General features: G+C 47.2%; 18 protein-coding genes and 1 tRNA gene. 9 read left to right on the top strand and 10 right to left on the bottom strand.

Annotated features, from left to right (window positions below):
* Positions 1-115: 115 nt before the first annotated feature.
* From HCZ42_RS04860 to lolB, 6 genes are all read right to left on the bottom strand, one after another.
* A tRNA-Met gene (locus tag HCZ42_RS04860) sits at positions 116-192 on the bottom strand.
* 269 nt (positions 193-461) lie between these two features.
* Entirely contained in the window at positions 462-1,553 is a 1,092-nt protein-coding gene (gene ychF, locus HCZ42_RS04855; protein WP_167419612.1) for a redox-regulated ATPase YchF, read from the bottom strand.
* A gap of 10 nt (positions 1,554-1,563) precedes the next feature.
* The gene (gene pth, locus HCZ42_RS04850; RefSeq protein ID WP_053408333.1) at positions 1,564-2,154 is read right to left on the bottom strand and encodes an aminoacyl-tRNA hydrolase; all 591 of its coding nucleotides are present in this window, start codon (positions 2,152-2,154) and stop codon (positions 1,564-1,566) included.
* Between the two features lie 142 nt (positions 2,155-2,296).
* Positions 2,297-3,241: a ribose-phosphate pyrophosphokinase gene (locus tag HCZ42_RS04845; protein WP_167419611.1), complete on the bottom strand. Its 945-nt coding sequence runs from the start codon at positions 3,239-3,241 to the stop codon at positions 2,297-2,299.
* Between the two features lie 29 nt (positions 3,242-3,270).
* Positions 3,271-4,143, bottom strand: coding sequence for a 4-(cytidine 5'-diphospho)-2-C-methyl-D-erythritol kinase (ispE, locus tag HCZ42_RS04840; RefSeq protein ID WP_167419610.1), 873 nt, complete (start codon positions 4,141-4,143; stop codon positions 3,271-3,273).
* A complete protein-coding gene (lolB, locus tag HCZ42_RS04835) occupies positions 4,143-4,757 on the bottom strand; it encodes a lipoprotein insertase outer membrane protein LolB (RefSeq protein WP_167419609.1) in 615 nt (204 codons plus the stop codon). Before lolB ends, ispE begins: the two co-directional genes overlap by 1 nt.
* A gap of 161 nt (positions 4,758-4,918) precedes the next feature.
* Here lolB and hemA point away from each other — a divergent pair, with 161 nt between their 5' ends.
* The 8 genes from hemA to ybaK all read left to right on the top strand — a co-directional run bounded on the left by hemA (position 4,919) and on the right by ybaK (position 12,901).
* The gene (gene hemA / locus HCZ42_RS04830) at positions 4,919-6,175 is read left to right on the top strand and encodes a glutamyl-tRNA reductase (RefSeq protein WP_167419608.1); all 1,257 of its coding nucleotides are present in this window, start codon (positions 4,919-4,921) and stop codon (positions 6,173-6,175) included.
* Positions 6,176-6,218: 43 nt separating this feature from the next.
* Complete coding sequence (gene prfA, locus HCZ42_RS04825; protein ID WP_053408328.1) at positions 6,219-7,307, top strand: peptide chain release factor 1; 1,089 nt, start codon at positions 6,219-6,221, stop codon at positions 7,305-7,307.
* Positions 7,308-7,310: 3 nt separating this feature from the next.
* Positions 7,311-8,171 (top strand): peptide chain release factor N(5)-glutamine methyltransferase, encoded by an 861-nt coding sequence (prmC, locus tag HCZ42_RS04820; protein WP_167419607.1) that lies wholly within the window; start codon positions 7,311-7,313, stop codon positions 8,169-8,171.
* Positions 8,172-8,183: 12 nt separating this feature from the next.
* Positions 8,184-8,567 carry a SirB2 family protein gene (locus tag HCZ42_RS04815; RefSeq protein WP_167419606.1) on the top strand — a complete coding sequence of 128 codons (384 nt, stop codon included), beginning with the start codon at positions 8,184-8,186 and terminating at the stop codon, positions 8,565-8,567.
* Positions 8,568-8,589: 22 nt separating this feature from the next.
* Positions 8,590-9,399: a SirB1 family protein gene (locus tag HCZ42_RS04810; RefSeq protein ID WP_167419605.1), complete on the top strand. Its 810-nt coding sequence runs from the start codon at positions 8,590-8,592 to the stop codon at positions 9,397-9,399.
* A gap of 45 nt (positions 9,400-9,444) precedes the next feature.
* Positions 9,445-10,296, top strand: coding sequence for a 3-deoxy-8-phosphooctulonate synthase (kdsA, locus tag HCZ42_RS04805; RefSeq protein WP_167419604.1), 852 nt, complete (start codon positions 9,445-9,447; stop codon positions 10,294-10,296).
* 368 nt (positions 10,297-10,664) lie between these two features.
* Positions 10,665-12,326, top strand: a complete 1,662-nt coding sequence (gene ushA / locus HCZ42_RS04800; protein WP_167419603.1) for a bifunctional UDP-sugar hydrolase/5'-nucleotidase UshA — start codon at positions 10,665-10,667, stop codon at positions 12,324-12,326.
* Between the two features lie 101 nt (positions 12,327-12,427).
* Complete coding sequence (gene ybaK, locus HCZ42_RS04795) at positions 12,428-12,901, top strand: Cys-tRNA(Pro) deacylase (RefSeq protein WP_167419602.1); 474 nt, start codon at positions 12,428-12,430, stop codon at positions 12,899-12,901.
* 75 nt (positions 12,902-12,976) lie between these two features.
* Here the strand turns inward: ybaK and HCZ42_RS04790 are convergent, their stop codons facing one another.
* The gene (locus HCZ42_RS04790; protein WP_167419601.1) at positions 12,977-14,224 is read right to left on the bottom strand and encodes a uracil-xanthine permease family protein; all 1,248 of its coding nucleotides are present in this window, start codon (positions 14,222-14,224) and stop codon (positions 12,977-12,979) included.
* A 263-nt stretch (positions 14,225-14,487) separates the two neighbouring features.
* On the opposite strand from HCZ42_RS04790, the gene HCZ42_RS04785 reads away from it, so the two are divergent.
* A complete protein-coding gene (locus tag HCZ42_RS04785; protein WP_167419600.1) occupies positions 14,488-15,756 on the top strand; it encodes a DUF2066 domain-containing protein in 1,269 nt (422 codons plus the stop codon).
* A gap of 75 nt (positions 15,757-15,831) precedes the next feature.
* On the opposite strand, the gene HCZ42_RS04780 is transcribed toward HCZ42_RS04785, so the two are convergent.
* From HCZ42_RS04780 to arsC, 3 genes are read right to left on the bottom strand one after another with little or no spacing between them, the layout of a single operon-like run.
* Complete coding sequence (locus tag HCZ42_RS04780; protein WP_167419599.1) at positions 15,832-16,257, bottom strand: DUF2069 domain-containing protein; 426 nt, start codon at positions 16,255-16,257, stop codon at positions 15,832-15,834.
* A 5-nt stretch (positions 16,258-16,262) separates the two neighbouring features.
* A complete protein-coding gene (wrbA, locus tag HCZ42_RS04775; protein ID WP_167419598.1) occupies positions 16,263-16,829 on the bottom strand; it encodes an NAD(P)H:quinone oxidoreductase in 567 nt (188 codons plus the stop codon).
* Complete coding sequence (gene arsC / locus HCZ42_RS04770; protein ID WP_167419597.1) at positions 16,826-17,170, bottom strand: arsenate reductase (glutaredoxin); 345 nt, start codon at positions 17,168-17,170, stop codon at positions 16,826-16,828. Before arsC ends, wrbA begins: the two co-directional genes overlap by 4 nt.
* Positions 17,171-17,187: the final 17 nt, after the last annotated feature.

Raw genomic sequence — 17,187 nt, 5'->3', positions numbered from 1 at the left:
GAGAGACTTGAACTCTCACACCTTGCGGCGCCAGAACCTAAATCTGGTGCGTCTACCAATTCCGCCACTTCCGCATCTATTCCTAAACGCTCTTAATAAAAAGAACAGTTAGGAATGGTGGCTACGACGGGATTCGAACCTGTGACCCCATCATTATGAGTGATGTGCTCTAACCAGCTGAGCTACGTAGCCAAAACCATGTTTTTGTTCTCGTTGATTCGTTGCCTTATCGTCGGGAACGGCGCGCATTATGCGAAGTTGAGTTAGATCCGTCAATAGTTTTTTTGAATAAATTGGCCAAAACGACTCGTTCGGTTTCTTTTTAAACAAAGAGGCGTGTTAATGATCGAAAACAGATAACAAAATGACATTCCACTTTGAATTAAAATGGTTTTCAATCGAACAGATAAACAAAAGCCAGCAATGAAGCTGGCTTTTAAACTCAATAACTTGGGTAAAAGTTATACGTTGAAACGGAAGTGAACAACGTCACCGTCTTTAACGATGTAATCTTTACCTTCTAGACGCCATTTACCTGCGTCTTTTGCACCACTTTCACCGTTGTATTGGATAAAGTCGTCGTAACCAACAACTTCAGCACGGATGAAGCCTTTTTCGAAGTCAGTGTGGATCTTACCCGCTGCTTGTGGTGCTGTTGCACCTACAGGAATTGTCCAAGCGCGAACTTCTTTTACACCTGCCGTGAAGTAAGTGTGCAGAGTCAGCAGTTCGTAACCAGAACGAATTACACGGTTAAGCCCCGGTTCTTCGATACCCATATCTGCTAGGAATTCTTCACGGTCTTCGTCTTCAAGTTCAGACAGTTCAGACTCGATAGCCGCACACACTGGTACAACGACGTTGTTTTCTTTTTCTGCGAACTCGCGAACCGCGTCTAGGTACGGGTTATTTTCGAAACCGTCTTCGTTTACGTTCGCAATGTACATCGTTGGCTTCAAAGTTAAGAAGTTTAGGTAGCCGATTGCTGCCAACTCTTCTTTTGATAGCTCAACTGTGCGTGCCATGCCGCCTTCAGTTAGAACAGGTAACAGTTTTTCTAGTACTGTTAGTTCAAATTTCGCGTCTTTATCGCCGCCTTTTGCCTTCTTCGCGTTACGCTGAATTGCGCGCTCACAAGAATCAAGGTCAGCCATTGCTAGCTCAAGGTTGATCACTTCGATATCTTCGATAGGTGAAACTTTACCTGAAACGTGAACAATGTTTTCGTTCTCAAAACAACGTACAACATGACCGATCGCGTCAGTTTCACGGATGTTTGCTAGGAATTTGTTGCCCAGACCTTCACCGCGAGATGCGCCTGCCACTAGACCTGCGATGTCTACGAATTCCATTGTTGTAGGTAGAACTCTCTGTGGGTTAACGATTTTCGCTAATGCATCCAGACGTAGATCTGGCACTGGTACAACACCGGTATTTGGTTCGATTGTACAGAACGGGAAGTTCGCTGCTTCGATGCCCGCTTTAGTTAGTGCGTTAAACAGAGTTGATTTACCAACGTTTGGTAGGCCAACGATGCCACATTTAAAACCCATGATGATAACCTTATTCAGCTTTGAACGTGTGTAGACGGTTTTGCGCTTTTGATAAGCCATCCTTTAATAGAATGTCTAGACAGCGAACAGATTCGTCTGCTGCTGCATCAAGAAGCTCTTGCTCTTTTGCTGGGGCTTTACCCAGAACAAAACCCGCTACTTTATCTTTGTGTCCAGGATGGCCAATACCAATCCTTAAACGATAAAAATCTTTGCAGTTTCCAAGTTTGCTAATTGTGTCGCGAAGGCCGTTGTGACCACCGTGACCACCACCTTTCTTAAACTTAGCGACACCTGGCGGCAAATCCAGCTCATCGTGCGCTACCATGATCTCTTCTGGTTTGATTTGATAGAACTTCGCCATCGCAGCAATTGCTTTACCAGAAAGATTCATAAAAGTGGTAGGGATAAGCAGGCGTAGATCCTGACCATTCATCATAATGCGTCCGGTCATACCAAAGAATTTTGCTTCATTCTTTAGCGTGATGTTGTGGACGCGTGCTAGTTCTTCTACTACCCAAGCCCCCGCGTTATGTCGAGTTTTTGCATATTCAGGCCCAGGATTAGCTAGGCCGACGAGAAGTTTAATTTGTTGACTCAAGGTTAGGATCTCTCTTGGAATCTCAAAAAGCGCAGTATGATAGCATAGATTTCTCACATCGGGCGAGGTGAGAAAAAAGCAGATACTGAAAATAAAAAACACCCCAAGAGGGGTGTTTTAAAAATGGATAGCTAATCTGAGATTAGTTAAACATCGCAGAGATAGATTCTTCGTTGCTGATGCGACGAATTGCTTCTGCTAGCATGCGAGAAAGGCTTAGTGTGGTTACTTTACCTGTCGCGTCCATCTCTTTAGACATAGTGATTGAGTCAGTGACGATTACTTGGTCTAGAACAGAGTTACCGATGTTTTGTGCAGCATTGCCTGAGAATACAGCGTGTGTTGCGTATGCGAATACACGCTTAGCGCCACGCTCTTTAAGTGCTTCAGCTGCTTTACATAGTGTGCCACCCGTGTCGATCATGTCGTCAACGATCACGCAGTCGCGACCTTCAACATCACCGATTAGGTTCATTACTTCAGATACGTTTGCACGTGGGCGACGCTTGTCAACAATAGCGATATCGATATCACCTAGCGCTTTAGCCGTTGCACGAGCACGAACAACACCGCCAAGGTCAGGAGAAACCACTACTGGGTTTTCTAGGCCACGAGCTTGCATGTCTTCAAGAAGCACTGGAGTACCGAAGATGTTATCTACTGGTACATCGAAGAAACCTTGAATTTGTTCAGCGTGAAGGTCGATAGTAAGAACGCGGTCAACGCCAACGTTAGAAAGGAAATCTGCAACAACTTTAGCAGTGATTGGAACACGAGCAGAGCGAACACGACGGTCTTGACGAGCGTAACCGAAGTAAGGGATAACTGCAGTAATACGGCCCGCTGAAGCGCGGCGCATTGCGTCAATCATCACTACTAGTTCCATTAGGTTGTCGTTAGTTGGTGCGCAGGTAGATTGGATGATGAAAACATCGCTACCACGTACGTTTTCGTTGATTTGAACAGCGACTTCGCCGTCAGAGAAACGAGAAACAGATGCGTCACCAAGAGAGATGTAAAGACGATCAGCAATACGTTGGGCTAGTTCAGGTGTAGCGTTACCAGCAAATAGCTTCATATCAGGCACGGTGGAAACCTCAGGGTTGCGTCCAGTTTTTAGATAGATTGTTTGTGGGCTAAGCGGTACTTAGCGAGTGTCTCGTGCAAAGGCGAAGTATTTTTGCCTTGTGCAACAAATGCTGAGACATTGTCAGGTAATTGTTTAAAGACATTTTGTGCTTCGTTTTTGCTCGAAAATTCAGCAAAAACGCACGATCCAGTCCCCGTCAATCTTGACGGCGCATATTGTAGCAGCCATGAAAGTTGCTTATCAACCTCTTGGTAGAGCATTCGAACAATTTTTTCGCAATCGTTTCCGTAATCACTGTCAAGAAGCGTTGCCAGCTCTCGTTTAGGCGTATTTCTAGTCAAATTTGGGTGAGTGAAGATATCGACTGTCGCAATACTCACATTCGGTCGGACGACTAAATACCACTTTTCTTCAGGCTCTGCTTTGGTGAGTTTTTCTCCCACACCTTCGGCAAAGGCGGCAAAGCCACGGGTAAAGACGGGGACGTCTGCGCCCAGTGTTAAGCCGATTTCCGCCAGTTCATCTTCTGATAACTCGGTTTGCCACAGGTAGTTGAGCGCCACAAGGGTGGTTGCTGCGTTGGATGAACCACCACCGATACCGCCGCCCATAGGCAATACTTTGTTCAATTGAATGTGTGCGCCGTAGTGACAATCGCTTTTCTCTTGCAGCGCGTTTGCCGCTTTCCAAATCAGGTTGTCTTGCAGTGCAACGCCCGGGATCTCAGGTTCAATCGTGATTTCGCCGCTTAGGTTAGCCGTAATGGTCAGTTCGTCGCCGTGGTCGAGAAATTGAAACAGAGTTTGCAGCTCGTGATAACCGTTAGTTTGGCGTCCAGTGATGTAGAGGAATAAATTCAGTTTGGCAGGTGAGGGCCAATGAGTAGTCTCGCTGAGCATTAGTTCAGATCCCAGTTTGAAATAACGATGTTGATTGAGATGTCTTGTTGCTTGAGTTTCAGCTTTTGCGGCAGTGGTATACTCACACCCGATAGCTGAACGTCGGTGTACTTGATGTATTCGAGTTCCCAGCGCTGACCATTGATTTGCTTGTTTAATGTCGCCACCGTGTTGGTGTCGTTGAGCTGATAACTGTCGGCACCCGTTGGATCTCCCAGTAACCAATCGGAAAGCTGCTCTACTGGTATGGTTAATCCAGTTAATTGTTGAATGAGCGTTTCAGCATTCGGTGAAGCGTAAGACTGGTCGTCATAGGTTTCGACAAATGCGCCCGCTGGGGTGATGGTTAAATTCAGTGCGGTTTGGCCTAAGAAAGTAGTCAAGCGGAGCTGGCTGGATCGCGGGGCGTGTTGCCATTGAAAATTGAGTGACTGGCGCTGCTCTGGAGAGATGTAGCCTAGTTTGCCGTTGGCTTTGTATTGAGCAATAGAATCTAAGCGCTGTTGGTGAGTATCCCACTCAACGTTAGTTGTACTCGGTTCGATATTGGCACAACCTGACAAAACGATTGAAATCAGTCCAATAAGCCAAAGAGGGCGAAAATTCGTCTTCATTGCTGTTTATTTATCCAATTTACTGTTGCTTTAGGCGACACTATATCACTGAAATCACGAACTAAAGAAAACATATACCTAATACCCTTTAATTAAATTGGGGCATCAAGTAAAATTCCGATCTTATTTGTCCATCATCTGATTCAGAGAACTCGCGATACATGTCTTTGCTTGCTATAGGTATCAATCATAATACGGCCTCGGTAGAACTGCGTGAAAAAGTTGCCTTTGGACCGGAAAAGTTACCTGAAGCGCTTAAGCAGCTCAGTGAGAATCCGGGTGTCAACGGCAGTGTGATCATTTCAACCTGTAACCGCACCGAGATCTATTGTGATGTAAAAGGGGCTGGGAAAAGTAAGATCATCGAATGGTTGTCTCAGTTCCACGAGGTGAGTCAGGAAGACTTAAAACCCAGTATTTATGTGTATGAAGAGCAAGCGGCAATCCGCCACTTGATGCGCGTTGCGTGCGGATTGGACTCGTTAGTGCTGGGTGAGCCACAAATCCTCGGACAGGTAAAACAAGCTTATTCCGATGCTCGTGAACACAAAGCTGTCGACTCGGCGATGGAAAAGCTGTTCCAGAAGACCTTTTCAGTGGCCAAACGCGTTCGTACTGAAACGGACATTGGTGGCAACGCGGTGTCGGTAGCGTATGCCGCGTGCACACTGGCGAAGCACATCTTTGAATCTCTCGAAAAGTCATGTGTCTTACTGGTTGGCGCGGGTGAAACCATCGAGTTGGTGGCGAAACACCTCGCGGCAAATGGCTGTGGCAAAATGATTGTTGCCAACCGCACTCGTGAGCGTGCTTTGCCGCTGGCGGACGAGTTTGGCGCCAAGATTATCGGTTTGCCTGAGATTCCTGAGTATCTGCCTCAAGCGGATATCGTGATCAGTTCAACTGCCAGCCCATTGCCGATTATTGGTAAAGGTATGGTGGAAACAGCGCTCAAAGCCCGCCGTTTTCAACCTATGTTACTGGTCGATATTGCCGTACCGCGTGACATTGAATCGCAAGTTGGCGAGTTGAATGACGCCTACCTTTATACCGTTGATGACCTTCAATCAATTGTTGAAAGCAACATGGAACAACGCAAGATAGAAGCGATTCAAGCGGAAGCGATCGTCAGTGAAGAGAGTGCCAGCTTTATGTCATGGTTGCGCTCTTTACAAGCTGTCGACAGCATTCGCGACTACCGCAGTAGTGCGAACGAGATTCGCGCTGAACTACTAAGTAAAAGTATTCAATCTCTAGCTGCAGGCGCAGACCCTGAGAAAGTGCTGTTGGAATTGAGTAATAAACTCACTAACAGACTGATCCACGCGCCAACACGTGCATTGCAAAGTGCAGCAGAGCAAGGCGAGCCAGCTAAACTCGCTATTATTAGACAAAGTTTGGGTCTGGAAGACTGCTAGTCAGTCGACGACTCCTAATTAACCCCCCTGAGTTAAGAAAACTATGAAAGCCTCGATTCTAACTAAGCTAGAAACACTCGTTGAGCGTTACGAAGAAGTTCAACACCTGCTTGGTGACCCAGATGTTATTGGTGACCAAGATAAATTCCGCGCACTATCAAAAGAGTACTCTCAGCTAGAAGAAGTCACTAAGTGTTTCCAAGCCTACCAGCAAGCACAAGAAGACCTTGTCGCCGCTGAAGAAATGGCAAACGAAGATGACGAAGAAATGCGTGAAATGGCTCAGGAAGAGATCAAAGAAGCAAAAGCGGCAATCGAGCGTCTAAACGACGAGCTGCAAATCTTGCTTCTGCCAAAAGATCCTAATGACGATCGCAACTGTTTCTTAGAAATTCGTGCTGGTGCGGGCGGTGACGAAGCGGGTATCTTCGCTGGTGACCTGTTCCGTATGTACAGCAAGTTTGCTGAGAAGAAAGGCTGGCGTATCGAAGTGATGTCAGCGAATGAAGCGGAACACGGCGGTTACAAAGAGATGATCGCTAAAGTGAGTGGCGATGGCGCTTACGGCGTACTGAAGTTTGAATCAGGCGGCCACCGAGTGCAGCGTGTTCCTGCAACAGAATCGCAAGGTCGTGTACATACTTCGGCTTGTACCGTCGCAATCATGCCTGAAATTCCAGAAGCCGAGATCCCAGAAATCAAAGCGGCAGACCTGAAGATCGACACATTCCGTGCGTCAGGCGCGGGTGGTCAGCACGTTAACACCACGGATTCTGCAATTCGTATTACCCACTTACCAACCGGTACAGTGGTTGAATGTCAGGACGAGCGTTCACAGCACAAGAACAAAGCGAAAGCGATGTCGGTACTGGCGGCGCGCATTATCCAAGCGGAAGAAGCAAAACGTGCAGCGGAAGTGTCAGACACTCGTCGTAACCTACTAGGTTCGGGTGACCGTAGTGACCGTATCCGTACTTACAACTATCCACAAGGTCGTGTATCTGATCACCGTATCAACCTAACCATCTACCGCCTAAACGAAGTGATGGAAGGCGATATGGCTAGCTTGATTGACCCAGTGATTCAAGAGCACCAAGCGGATCAGCTTGCGGCGTTGGCAGAGAACAACTAATCAATGTCGGCTGAACACAGTGTTGAAAACACACTAAAACAAGCCGTGTTACGACTTCAAGAGAGCGGCAGTGATTCGCCCTCTCTTGATGCCGCGGTGCTACTTTGCCACGCGCTCGATAAGCCGCGCTCTTTTCTGCTGACTTGGCCAGAAAAAATTCTTGAAGAGAAACAGTTGAGTGACTTTGAGCAAAACCTTCAACGTCGCTTGAATGGTGAGCCAGTGGCTTACATCATCGGAGAGCGCGAGTTTTGGTCACTGCCGTTACATGTTTCCCCGAGCACCTTGATCCCTCGTCCGGATACCGAAAGATTGGTTGAAATCGCTTTAGACAAAGCGTGGCAAACCTCCGGAGATATTTTGGATTTGGGGACTGGGACTGGCGCGATCGCGATCGCACTGGCCTCTGAACTACCTCAGCGCAAAGTATGGGGTGTGGACTTAAAACCGGAAGCGCAGCAACTGGCGAGTGCCAACGCACAACGTTTGGGTTTTAACAACACAGAGTTTCGTGCCGGAAGTTGGTTTGAACCGCTCGATACTGGTACGCAGTTTGCTTTGATTGTTTCCAATCCACCTTATATCGAAAAGACCGATCCGCATCTATCACAAGGTGATGTCAGATTTGAGCCGCTCAGTGCGCTGGTGGCTGACGACAATGGTTTGGCCGATATCAAACACATCGCCAAGCACGCTCCTGCGTATTTATCGGCGGGTGGCTGGTTGATGTTTGAGCATGGCTACGATCAAGGTACGGCAGTTAGAAATATTTTAAGCTCGCTTGGCTATCACCAAGTGGAAACGTTCAAGGACTATGGTGACAATGACCGAGTAACCATCGGCTGTTGGCAACCAGAAAAATAAGAGAAATCGACAATGTACGAAGGATTAAAACATTTCCATCTTCTTACCATAGCGATCAGTGCGACACTGCTTTCGGTGCGCTACGCATTGATGATGGCGAACTCAAAGCTATTGGATAAGAAGTTTCTTAAAGTATTCCCACACATTAACGACACCGCATTATTGCTTTCAGGCGTGGCGTTGATCTTTATTACCGGTTTCATTCCTTTTACCGACGCGGCGCCTTGGCTGACAGAAAAGCTAACGTGTGTGTTGGCTTACATTGCGTTGGGTCTATTTGCGCTTAAATTGGGTAAAAACAAACTGCTGCGTACCTTCTCATTCTTTGGTGCGCTGGGTTGGTTAGCTATTGCGGGTAAAGTCGCGGTAAGTAAAACCCCAATTCTTTTTGGTTAATTAATTAGGTAGGTCACCAATAATGCTTGAGTTATTTGATGAAGACTTTGATGCAATGGAACTGGCGGAAGGGGCGTTGGCGCTAAACCAAGCGATCAACCCAGAAACGCGCGTTCAATGGGCGGAAAATGAACTGCATCGATTACTACAAGAAGCTGAACTAAGCTTGGCTCACGAAGTGGATGAAAAACAACGTTTCGATGCTTTGCTGCGTTTGTTCTACCACCAATGGGGCTTTAGCGGCGATCGTGAGGCTTATTTCGATTCAGCCAACGCGTTCATTGATACAGTGCTTGAGCGTCGCAAAGGCATTCCGGTGAGCTTAGGTGCATTGCTGCTTTATTTCGGCCGTAAGCTTGGTTTTCCGTTGAAAGGCGTGACGTTTCCTAGCCAGTTCCTAATCAAAGTTGAGTGGTATGATGAAGCGCCGCAGTACATTAACCCATTCAACGGTGAATACGTAACTGAACATACGTTGGGCGCGTGGTTAATTGGTCACAAAGGCCCACTCGCCAAATTAAAGCCTAAGCATTTAGAAGAAACCGACAATCCGACGGTGATCGGTCGTTGGTTGGCGTTGCTAAAAAGCGCGTTATTACGCGAAGAGCGCTACACGTTGGCGCTCAAATGTACCGATCTGGCGTTATCGTTTGTGCCGGACGACCCGTATGAAATTCGCGACCGAGGTTATATCTATCAGCAGCTTGACTGTCATCAAGTCGCACTAACGGATTATCAGTACTTTATTGAAAACTGCCCTGACGACCCTGCGTCGGAGCTGTTGAAGAATCAAGTGAATGCCATGAGTGGTACTCAGGTAACTTTACATTAAGTTCCTCTGACTCAGAGCGAACCACGATATAAAAGAGAGAAGAGAATGGAACAGAAAATCGTCCACGTTGGAGACATCCCAGTAGCTAACGACAAGCCGTTCACCCTGTTCGCTGGCATGAACGTGCTTGAGTCACGTGATATGGCAATGCAGATCTGTGAGCACTACGTAAAAGTGACTGAGAAACTGGGTATTCCTTACGTATTTAAGGCTTCTTTCGACAAAGCAAACCGTAGCTCGGTACATTCATACCGTGGCCCTGGTTTGGAAGAAGGTATGAAGATCTTCCAAGAACTGAAAGATACTTTTGGCGTCAAGATCATCACAGACGTACATACAGAAGCGCAAGCTCAACCTGTCGCAGACGTGGTGGATGTAATTCAGCTTCCTGCTTTCCTAGCGCGTCAGACAGACCTTGTAGAAGCGATGGCGAAAACCGGCGCTGTGATCAACGTGAAGAAGCCTCAGTTTATGAGTCCAGGTCAGGTAGGTAACATCGTTGAGAAATTCGCTGAGTGCGGCAACGACAAAATCATCCTGTGTGAGCGCGGTTCTTGCCACGGTTACGACAACTTAGTGGTTGATATGCTAGGTTTCGGTGTGATGAAGAAAGTGTCTAACGGCAGCCCAATCATCTTCGACGTAACGCACTCACTACAAATGCGTGATCCATCAGGCGCGGCTTCTGGCGGTCGTCGTGAGCAAACAGTAGAACTTGCGAAAGCCGGTCTAGCGACAGGCATTGCAGGTCTGTTCATCGAAGCGCACCCAAATCCAGACCAAGCGAAGTGTGATGGTCCATCGGCACTGCCTCTGGACAAACTAGAGCCGTTCCTAGCGCAAATGAAAGCCCTGGATGACTTGATTAAAGGTTTCGATAACATCGATATCAAGTAATCAGTAATAACAGAAAGTTGCATCAAAAGGTTGGCTTAAACGCCAGCCTTTTTTATTGGCTGCTATTCCGTGTTGAATTAGCGATTTCGCTCTCAAAATCAGCCAGTTAAACCTACTTCACAGCTAAACGATTGCTTGTGATCATTTGGTGTGTCAATTGCAACTACGTTGATTTGTTACACATTTTTTGAGGCTTTTAGGTGATCGACTCTACATAAATATGAAATCTGTATGTCAGGTATTTATTGTTAATTTAAACTAGTTCAAGTTTTACTGTTCTCATCGGACGTCCTTTCCGAATTTGTCTATTCATTAGAGCAGTAACAAAAAAGCAGTGGAAACCCCAAAAAAGTTCAAAAGGTATGACAATGAAGCAAGGCCTGATCGTAAAAAGCGCATTGAGCGCTGCAATTCTTGCAACTCTAGCTGGTTGTGCAACTGCGCCTCAGCATGAGTGGGAAGCGGATAAAACTTATAAGCTGACGGTTCTACACACCAATGACCACCACGGTCGTTTCTGGCAGAACAAATACGGTGAATATGGTATGGCAGCGCGCAAGACTCTGATCGATGAGTTGCGTGCAGATATTCAAGCCGAAGGTGGTAGCGTGCTACTGCTATCTGGCGGTGACATCAACACAGGTGTTCCTGAGTCAGACCTTCAAGACGCTGAACCAGACTTTAAAGGCATGAGCAAAATTGGTTACGACGCAATGGCGCTAGGTAACCATGAATTTGATAACTCGCTAGACGTGCTATTCAAGCAAAAAGAGTGGGCTGGTTTCCCAATGCTTTCTGCAAACATCTACGACAAAGAGACTGGCGAGCGCATGTTCCAGGCTTACCAGATGTTTGATAAGCAAGGTATCAAAATTGCGGTTATTGGTCTGACAACCGAAGATACGGCAAAAATTGGTAACCCAGAATACATCGGTGGTATCGAGTTCCGTGATCCAAAAGAAGAAGCGAAAAAGCTGATCGCTGAACTAGAGAAAACTGAAAAACCAGATCTTATCTTCGCGGTTACTCACATGGGTCACTACGAAGACGGTAAACGTGGTGTGAACGCGCCGGGTGATGTGGCGCTAGCTCGTTATCTAGACGAAGGTTCTCTTGACATGATCGTTGGTGGTCACTCGCAAGAGCCTGTATGTATGGAAGCACCAAACGTTGTGAAGAAGAACTTCGCACCGTCTGACGAGTGTAAGCCAGACATGCAAAACGGTACTTACATCGTTCAAGCACACGAATGGGGTAAATACGTAGGTCGCGCTGATTACGAATTCCGTAACGGCGAACTAGAAATGGTGAGCTACGACCTAATCCCAGTTAACTTGAAGAAGAAAATCAAAGTTAACGGTGAATCTCAACGCGTATTGATCGAAGACGAAATCAAAGAAGACCAAGAGCTACTTGAGTTCCTACGTCCTTACCAAGAAAAAGGCAAGTCTCAGCTAGACGTTAAGATCGCTGAAACTAACGGCAAACTTGAGGGCGACCGTAACGTTGTACGTTTCCAACAGACTAACCTAGGTCGTCTGATTGCGACAGCTCACATGGAACGTGCGAAAGCTGACTTCGCGGTAATGAACTCTGGTGGTGTGCGTGATTCAATTGCATCTGGTGATGTTACGTACAAAGACGTACTGAAAGTACAACCGTTCGCAAACATCCTAACTTACACCGATATGAGCGGTAAAGAAGTTCTGGACTACCTAAACGTTGTTGCGACTAAACCTGTAGATTCAGGCGCATACGCTCAGTTTGCCGGTATCTCAATGACAGTGGCAAATGGTGAAGTATCGAACGTATTCATTGCTGGTAAACAGCTTCGCCTAGATGCGACTTACCGCTTCACAGTACCAAGCTTCAACGCGGCTGGTGGCGACGGTTACCCTAAACTGACTGCGCACCCAGGTTTTGTTAACACTGGCTTTGTGGATGCAGAAGTACTAAAAGAGTACCTAGAAGTGAACAGCCCAATCGACGTGAACAAATACGCTCCGTCTGGTGAGATTGTTTATAAGTAATTTGACATCAAATTACAAATCTCTTTAACTAGAAGCGCTGCAAATATTGCAGCGCTTTTTTATTGTTTGTATTTCCCTCATACCTTTCTATTGGAGAGCTCATGACTCCAGCTATTAATCTCGCTAAAAAGAAAAAAATTGCTCATACCATCCATCAATACGAGCATGACCCAAGAGCAGATAGCTACGGCTTAGAAGCGGCACAAGTGCTGGGACAAGACCCATCACAAGTATTTAAAACGCTGCTGTTTTGTATGAATGGTGACGCGAAAAGCCTCGCGGTCGCCGTGATTCCTGTTGATCAGAAACTGAACCTTAAGTTGGCGGCAAAAGCGGCAAAAGCGAAGAAAGCGGATATGGCTGATCCTGATATCGCGCAGAAAACGACGGGTTATGTCGTCGGTGGCATCAGTCCTCTTGGCCAAAAGAAAGCGTTGCCGACTTTCATCCATCAAAGCGCGTTAGACAAAGCGACCATTTGCGTTAGTGCGGGCAAACGTGGACTAGAGATTGAACTTGCACCACAAGACCTAGCCGCATTAACCAGAGCGCAGTTTGCTGAGTTGTGCATTTAAATCGCTGATAAATCACAGATAACAAAAAGGCTGACGCATCAACGTCAGCCTTTTTTGATTTAGTAGCAAGAAAACTTATTTTAGCTCTTCTTCCATTTGTGCGTTATCGACAACGTGGTTCTCACCGATGTCTTTTGGCAGTAGCAGGTTAAGTAAGATTGCTACGATACCACATAGGCTCACGCCTTGTAGGCTGAACTCGCCAATGCCAAATGCCATGCCGCCGATACCAAAGACAAGTGTGATCGCTACAATCACAAGGTTACGTGATTTGTGTAGGTCAACGTTGTTCTTGATAAGGGTATTAAGACCCACCGTCGCGATAGAACCAAACAGCAGGATCATAATGCCGCCCATGACTGGCATCGGAATGGTTTGCAGTACAGCGCCAAGTTTGCCGACAAGAGCCAGAACAATCGCAGACACCGCCGCCCAAGTCATGATCACTGGGTTGAATGCTTTGGTTAGCATCACTGCGCCAGTCACTTCTGAGTAGGTCGTGTTTGGTGGCGCGCCAACCATTGAAGCGGCAATTGTTGCTACACCGTCACCCGTGATCGTGCGGTGCAGACCTGGTTTCTTTAGGTAGTTTTTGCCAGTTACGTTTGAAATCGCCAACATGTCACCCACGTGCTCAACCGCTGGGGCGATAGCCACTGGGATCATGAACAGAATCGCGTTGATGTTGAATTCAGGGAAAGTAAAGTTCGGCAGTGAAAACCACGCCGCTTCTTGTACTGGCGTAAAATCAATAATGCCATAGCCAAGGCTTAGTGCGTAACCGACTACGATACCGCCAAGGATAGGCGTAAGCTTAAGAAAGCCTTTGGCAAATACGCTAAGCACAATCGTCGTCAGTAGTGATGCGCAAGAGATGATGATTGACGCTTGGGCATCAACTAACTGAGCACCGTCACCACCTTTACCTAGTGCCATGTTCACTGCGACTGGCGCCAGACCTAGACCAATCACCATGATTACCGGGCCTACTACTACAGGCGGAAGCAATTTGTGGATGATTTCCACGCCGCGTACTTTGATCAGTGCGCCCATCGCCACGTACACAAAGCCAGCCGCCATCAGACCACCCATTGTGGCAGGAATACCCCAAGTTTGAACACCGTAAAGGATAGGAGCGATGAAAGCGAAAGAAGAAGCAAGAAAGATTGGAACAGAGCGGCGAGTAATAAGTTGGAAAAGAAGGGTACCGACACCTGCACCAAATAGAGCGACGCTAGGATCCAAACCTGTCAACAGCGGCACCAGAACGAGTGCACCAAATGCGACGAATAGCATTTGTGCGCCTTGAATGGCATTTTTCATGTGTTTATTCCTTTAGCTGGCTAAAAGAGCAAAAAGTACAAATTTGCCCTGAATTAAATAAAATTCGCGGGATTTTATCACCATCGCAATCGATTGCAATCCGAACTGGATCAATTATTCCTTTTTTATTGTTCGAACACGCTCGAAGTCTTTCGAGAAAAGGCTTGGCTATCGTATTGATAAAATAGTGCTTTGGTTGCTCCGACGCCAATAGTTGCTTATTATCATGACCAAAGTGGTAAAAGTTTAATCTTAGGAAGCGTATGCGTCGTTTAGCTTTATTAGTCTTAGGACTTGTTAGTTTGCCTGCCATGGCACTGACAAACATCGAGTTGTACCGAACAGAAGTTCTTTTAGATAGCTCAGCAGAGAATGCCGATGCGCAAGCGCGTGTCGAAGGAATGAAAGAAGTGATCGTGCGGGCATCGGGTGATACCAGTGCAGCGAGCAACCAAGTTGTCAGTAAGGCGCTAAAGCAAAATAGTCAGTATCTGACGCAAATCAGCTACGGCCAAATCAACGGTGAACAGACGATTAAAATGGCGTTTAGCGAGCCACATATCCGTTCGTTGCTTAGTCAAGCGCAGTTGCCAGTATGGCCATCAGACCGTGCTAACGTCCTAGTGTGGTTGGTTGAGGAACAAGCCGAGCGCAATATTATTTGGGAACACTCTGACTCTGAGCTGTTAGCAGCAATGAAGTCTGAGGCGGAAAAGCGTGGCTTACCGATTACCGTGCCAGTTGGCGATTTTGATGATGTTACGGGCGTTAACGTCTCAGACCTGTGGGGTGGTTTTGTGCGTCCTGTCGGTCAGGCAAGTCAACGTTATCCGGTCGATGCGGTGCTGGTGGTTAAAGCGCAAGGCAATACCCTGCGTTGGACGCTATACGATCAAAAACCTAGCTCAATTGGTGTGACTCGCCAAGCGCCAGTTTCCGGTACCAATACTGGTGGCGACGCGGCGAGCAAGTTGATCAACCAAATCAGTGATTACTATGCAAAACACAATGCGGTGGTTGCGTCGAGCGAATCTTCAGAAGCGGTAAAAGTTCGCTTTACCGAGCTAACGGATGCGGTAGGCTTCTTCAAACTAGAGAACAACCTGAAGAAACTGAGTTCAGTGGCATCCATTGATATCGTGAAAATTCAGAATGACGAAGTGACGTTTAACGTACACTTGTTGTCATCACAGGCAGAGTTTGAACAAGAAGTTCAACGTAAGAACCCAGTGACGCAAATGGCGAGCATTGTCGAGCAACCCGAGGTTGAAGCAGTAGCGCCGGTTGTGACTCTACAAAGTGAGGGCAGCGTACAAGACCCAGCGACCACGCCAGCAGTAGAAGAAACACCTACAGACGTCGCGACAACGCTACCAGCGATCAAAGCTGAACCGGCAGAAACGATCCTCGTGTTTAAGTGGCAAGGCAAGCCTTATATCGCGCCCGTGGTTGAAGAACAGCCAACCAGCGAAGAAGAGGTGAGCGCGGTCGAAGATACGGTTGAGCTTGAAACGCCAGCGGCGGCGAGTTAACTTCAAAAACAATGAACAAAGAAAAGGGTCTGCATGTGCAGACCCTTTTGAGATTCTGGTGACGCATACAGCGCATTATTCAGATTCGAAACGCTCTTTCTCTTCTTTTTCAACTTTAGAAAGACGTTTGAGCTTCATGCCCAACTCTTGACCACGTGCTCTCGCATAAAGGATGTTGCCCAAAAATGCGATGGTGGTCAGTGCCAGTTCAACCAAGGCTAGCCAACGCTCTCCACCGTCAACGTAGAGAATGGTAAAGCCGTGCAAGAAGTAAAGCATCAGAACAAAGTTCGCCCAAGCGTGGGTATATGGCTTGCCAGCTAAAATTCCAGGTAGCGGTAGTAGCAAAGGAACCGCCCAAGCGATCGCGAGCGTGGTGCTGCTAATATGCGGGTGCGGTGAAAGTGATAGTTGCCACAACGCTATCCAGCTCAGCAGGGCTAAGTTGCCAAACAGAGCGAGTAGCCGGAACAGTTTCGTTTTGGACTGCATTTCCTGCATGTCTCTTAATCCTTCATTTTGAGTGCGGTAGTCGCTAAGCGTTTACCCAACTGCTGGGCAAGTTCAGCTTCTTCGGTAGTGAGCCCTGCTTGTGATGATGACACCGTGGTCGCACCATAAGGCGTGCCACCACTGGTGGTGGAGTGCAACTTAGGTTCTGAATATGGGATACCTAAAATCATCATGCCGTGGTGCAGCAGGGGTAACATCATACTTTGTAGCGTGGTTTCCTGACCACCGTGTAGCGTCGATGAAGAACTGAAAACACACGCGGGCTTATCGATCAGCTCACCAGATAACCACAGCGGCGTGGTTTGATCCCAGAAGTGTTTTAACGGCCCGGCCATATTACCAAACCAAACGGGGCTGCCCATCGCTAAGCCATCGCACTGCTTTAACTCATTGAGCGTAAGAACAGGGTCAGTCGATGGCTCGGTGCCACTGATTTCCTCAACGGTTCGTAACAAGGCTTCACAGTGAGGGATCGCTTCTATCCCTCTGGCGATTTGTCTTGCGACCGCGCGGGTTGAGCCGTGTCTGCTGTAATACAGAACGACGATCTTACAACTCATAGGATCTCTAATACTTGCTCTGGCGGGCGGCCGTGGCGTGCTTTGCCATTGTGAACAACCACTGGGCGCTCAATCAGCTTCGGGTTTTCAGCCATCGCGGTGAACAAGGCATTGTCTGAGGCATCGGCTAAGTTGAGTTCTTTGTAGATGTCTTCTTTTGTACGCATCATGTCTCTAACGTTATCCAGCTCAAGTTGAGCGTACAGCGCTTTTAGTTGTTCCACGTTAAGCGGTGTTTCTAAATATTTAACAATCTCTGGCTGGACGTTGTTTTCTTCTAGTAGCGCTAGAGTTTGACGGCTCTTTGAGCAGCGTGGGTTGTGATAAATCACGACTGACATAAACATAACTCCTATTG

Source organism: Vibrio hepatarius, from assembly GCF_011806575.1.
GTDB classification, from domain to species: Bacteria; Pseudomonadota; Gammaproteobacteria; order Enterobacterales; family Vibrionaceae; genus Vibrio; species Vibrio hepatarius_A.
The sequence above is the reverse complement of the archived record's forward strand: the minus strand, read 5'-3'. Positions and strand labels throughout refer to the sequence as shown.